The sequence below is a fragment of the Actinomyces denticolens genome, assembly GCF_002072185.1.
In the GTDB taxonomy this organism is placed as follows: Bacteria; Actinomycetota; Actinomycetes; order Actinomycetales; family Actinomycetaceae; genus Actinomyces; species Actinomyces denticolens.
On the sequence record NZ_MVIW01000073.1, the window covers coordinates 1 to 2859 of the forward strand.

Below are 2859 nucleotides of genomic sequence, written 5' to 3' on the forward strand. Positions count from 1 at the left end.
TGGGCGGCGTCCGCAATGGCATCCCACGGGAAGTCCTTGGGAAGGAACTTCTCCCCTCCCTTGCGCACACGAGCGATCTGCGCGTAGTGGCGTTGAGCGTCATGCTGGTCCTGGTAGTTGCGGACCTGACAGTAGTGCGCGGCGAGCCACACCTCGAAGCAGGGGACTGAGACGACGCCGTGGACTGGGCGCTTCTTCTTGCTCAGTCTTTCGCAGGCCCGCAAGAAGTCGGATCGATCCGTGCCGTCGTGGTCGACGATGATCCAGATCTCGTCGAAGTCAGTGAGGTTCGAGCGATCCCCCGAGAGTTCCTTGATAAGGGTGCGAGGATCTCCGTTGATGAAGCGGGTCGTGAGCGCGGTCGACCGCCCCACCTCCTGTTTGAGGCGCTCCAAGTACGCCTTCTCGGTCTGCCGGCCGTTCGTCACCACCAGGATCGCTCGGCGCTGCCAGCGGGGCGCGCGCCTCTGAGACGGCCTTCCTCGACCCATCTCAGGCCCCCGTAACTGCGAGGAGGCGGCGCAGACCTGAGGGATCGACCCTGGGAACACCGCCGAGAGCGCCCACAAGGTAGCGCTTCTCCTTGTTGCTGGCCCGGCGAAGATCCGTGAAATCAGCAAGCGAGTAGATGCTTGAGGAGCCGTCATCATCCTTCTCGCAGAACCACGTCTCGGCGGCCTCGAGCCTGGGGGTCGGCGTGTTGCCCAGCAGCGATGTGTCATGCGTGGTGGCGATGATCTGGGCACCGGTCGTATTGAGATCCGGATCCTGGAACATCTCAATGAGCGCGGAGGCGAGATGGGGGTGGAGGCTCGCATCGAGCTCATCGACGACGAGCACACCTCCCTGACGCAGGGTCTGGATGGCCGGACCGGCGGTGGCGAGCCAGGTGAGAGTGCCCTCACTCTGAGCACCGAGTCCTAGACGGCACTCGGCACCGTCGGGGCCGCGATGGATGAAGACCAGGGAATGACGGAGCTGGCGAAGCAGCTCATCAGGAAGCTCGACGTCCTCGCCCTGACGGCGCTCGGCGAGGGATCGGATCTCCTCGAGTACTTTCGGGGGGATCTCCTGCTCCTCAAGCTCAACGCGGAGAATGCCCAAGTCCGCCATCTGGGAGAGGACAGCACTGATCTCGCCCCACACCTGGGGATCATCTGCGAGCCGGATCATGAGCCAGCGGATCCGGGCGAGCCTCTCATCATCCGAATGGTGGACGAAGGAGGTGGCGCGCAGCTCCTTGACCAGGGGGAAGAGCGTCTCATGGCGGTAGTGGAAGGCCACTCCAAGGAAGAGGTCATCCGCACTCGTCAGGTTCTTGACCTCACGATTGGCTCCACGAAGGGACGGACCCGCCAAGATCTCCAAAGGAGCTGTCGCGCTCGCCTGACGCCGGGCGAAGACCTTCTTCCACCGCCTGCCGACCTCCCACAGCTCCTCGCTCGAGACACCCCAGACCTCAGCCGTCACCGTGTAGGCGAAGCGCCTGTCATCGGCGGTGAATTCGAGCCGGTAGGTGGTGGTCTCCGAGGCGCCCGGCCTGAACCTGTCCGGCTGGTAGAGGATTCCGCGCTCACCGCCGATGGCCTGGTGCAGCGCCTCGAGGGCGTCGATCAGGGTGGACTTACCAGAGGCGTTGGCACCGTAGATCGCGGCCGCTCGCTGGGTCTCCTGGATCCAGGAGGAGCCATGCCCGGGCACGAGAGTCTTCAGAGACGGACGGACGAGATCAAGGACGGCCTCGTCCGTGAAGCATCGAAAGTTGGTGACGGAGAACGCCAACAGCATGCATACATGCTACCCTGAAAGGCGTTGATGAGGAAAATTTTTCCGGATATTGCGCGATGGTGACGCTTCATCAGGACTGAGCACACGGTTGGGGCCGCCGCCCTCTCAAGGGCGGCGGCCCCAACCGCTCGCGATGCCTGCTCAGTGGGCGCTCAGCGCGCCAGAGCCTCACTCATGAGCCTCACTCAGCGGCAGCGCTCGACAGCTCCATGCTCCGACGGCGGCGCCACATGAGCCCGCCTCCGGCGAGGATCGCCACCGCCGCCATGCCCAGCGCGGCGGCCGTGTTGGCGCCGGTGTCGGCCATGGCGCCCGCGTTCATCGGGGGGCGGCCGGAGGGCGGCCCGCCCGCGTCGACCATCTGGCCCGGCCGGGGCGGCACGGCGGGAAACTCGCCGGGCTGGCTGGGCCGGGCGGGTGGGGCGTCCGCGGCCCCCTGCGCGCCGGTACTCCCGGAGCCGTCGGTCGTGCCATCCGTGCCGGCCGAACCGCCGCTGCCGCCGTCGCCCCCGGGCGAGGGCTGCTCCGGGATGGAGACCGTGATGGACACCTGACGGGTCACGATCCTGCCCGCGGCATCCGTGGCCACGAGGGTCACGGTGTTCTTCCCCGGCGCGAGCACGGTGCCCGGCGCCAGCGACAGCGCCGTGTCGCCGGAGGCGGTGGCCGAGCCGTCGTCGGTCACGGAGTAGAGGGCGAGGACCTTGGCGGCCACGGCGGACTGATCGGCGAGGCCGCCGTCCTCGACGGTGACCGTGGCCGAGTCCGGCCCGTTGATGACGGCGTCGGCGTCCACGACGACGGCCCTGGACAGGGTGGTCGTATTGCCGGCGAGATCCGTGGCGGTCATGGTGATGACGTGGGTTCCAGCCGCCATACCGGCCGTGGGCACGGCGATGTTGAGGGCACCCGCATCGATGGCGCCCGTCTGCTCGGCGAAGAGCCCGCCCGGGCGGCCGGCGCCCTCACCGCCGACACCGTCAGCGCCCCCGGCCGCGCCGGGATCGCCGGCGGCCGCCGGCCCCGCGCCGTCGGCGCCGGCTCCTGCCCCCGCGTCATCGACGCCGCCCG

General features: G+C 67.9%; 3 protein-coding genes. All 3 read right to left on the reverse strand.

Features of this window, described 5'->3' with window-relative positions:
* Positions 1–428 (reverse strand): RloB family protein (locus tag B1H55_RS11905; RefSeq protein ID WP_240494193.1); only part of this gene is annotated, 428 nt, incomplete at its 3' end.
* A gap of 64 nt (positions 429–492) precedes the next feature.
* A complete protein-coding gene (locus B1H55_RS11910) occupies positions 493–1788 on the reverse strand; it encodes an AAA family ATPase (protein WP_077240728.1) in 1296 nt (431 codons plus the stop codon).
* 181 nt (positions 1789–1969) lie between these two features.
* Positions 1970–2859: LPXTG cell wall anchor domain-containing protein (locus B1H55_RS11915; RefSeq protein WP_143222437.1), on the reverse strand; the 890-nt coding region annotated here is incomplete at its 5' end.

Bases quoted from the DNA above. Each gene is read 5' to 3' on its own strand.
- B1H55_RS11910 (WP_077240728.1), bottom strand. From the start codon at position 1,788: ATGCTGTTGGCGTTCTCCGTCACCAACTTTCGATGCTTCACGGACGAG.